At 69.2% G+C, this 1,113-nt stretch carries 2 protein-coding genes; one reads left to right on the top strand and one right to left on the bottom strand.

Translation table 11 applies throughout. The features are described from left to right. The first annotated feature begins 49 nt into the window (after positions 1 to 49). Positions 50 to 895, top strand: coding sequence for a GNAT family N-acetyltransferase (locus AC1D01_RS35915; RefSeq protein ID WP_047510199.1), 846 nt, complete (start codon positions 50 to 52; stop codon positions 893 to 895). A 52-nt stretch (positions 896 to 947) separates the two neighbouring features. On the opposite strand, the gene AC1D01_RS35910 is transcribed toward AC1D01_RS35915, so the two are convergent. Continuing rightward, positions 948 to 1,113, bottom strand: a 166-nt coding sequence (locus tag AC1D01_RS35910; RefSeq protein WP_477874473.1) for an HPr family phosphocarrier protein, incomplete at its 5' end; no start/stop codon positions are given.

Raw genomic sequence — 1,113 nt, 5'->3', positions numbered from 1 at the left:
ACGCGTCACCGTGCGGACCCACCATCTCGGGAGTTCACAGGAGAACGCCATGAGGGACCTGCCCCTGCCGACGATGCCTCTGTCCGATTTGCGTGGTGACACGTCCCGGAGGTCACTTCACGAAAGCTCACCCACTCCACAAGCGCGCCGGGTCGATGCTGCTCAGCTGGAAGTTGTTTGGGCACGCGATGAAGACGAAGTTCGCCAGGCGCAGCGCCTGAGGCACCTGGTCTTCGCGGAGGAAATGGGCGCACGCCTGAGCGTGCCGCACGGCTCGCCCGCCGGCCACGACATCGACATGTTCGACCCGTTCTGCGAGCACCTGCTGGTGCGCGCACCGGGCGAGGGTGGCGAGCCGGGTCCGGTGATCGGCACCTACCGCGTGCTGACGCCGGATTCCGCACGCCGCATCGGCGGCCTGTACAGCGAGACCGAGTTCGACCTGACCCGCCTGCGCCCGCTGCGCTCGACGATGGTGGAGCTGGGCCGCTCCTGCGTGCACCCGGCCTGGCGCTCGGGTGGCGCGATCCTCGCGCTGTGGGGTGCGCTGGCCGAGTTCATGGTGCGCAACAAGCTGGACACGATGGTCGGCTGCGCGAGCGTCAGCATGCGCGACGGTGGCCACTTCGCCGCCAGCCTGTGGGAGCAGCTGCGCCACACGCACCTGGCGCCGATCGAACTGCAGGTGCGCCCGCGGCTTGCGCTGCCGGTCGACGAGCTGCAGCACGACCTCGTCGTCGAGGCGCCGGCGCTGATCAAGGGCTACCTGCGTTGCGGCGCGAAGGTGCTGGGCCCGCCGGCCTGGGACCCCGACTTCAACACCGCCGACCTGCCGATGCTGATGCGCATCGCCGACCTGCCGCAGCGCTACCGCAAGCACTTCCTGGGGCAATGAAGCTGGGGCAGTGAACCTGGGGCAGTGAGGTGACGGGGCCGCGGCCCCGCGTTCACTCGCCCTCGCCGAACTTGTCGTTGATCAACGCCACGAGGGCGTGCAGCGCCGCCTCTTCGTCAGCGCCGGAGGTCTCGAGTTCGACCACGGTGCCGAGGCCGGCGGCGAGCATCATGACGCCCATGATGCTCTTGGCATTGACCTGGCGGCCGTTGCGGCTC

This window comes from Rhizobacter sp. P3_B12, from assembly GCF_056402895.1.
This window is presented reverse-complemented; position numbering and strand designations above follow the sequence as displayed.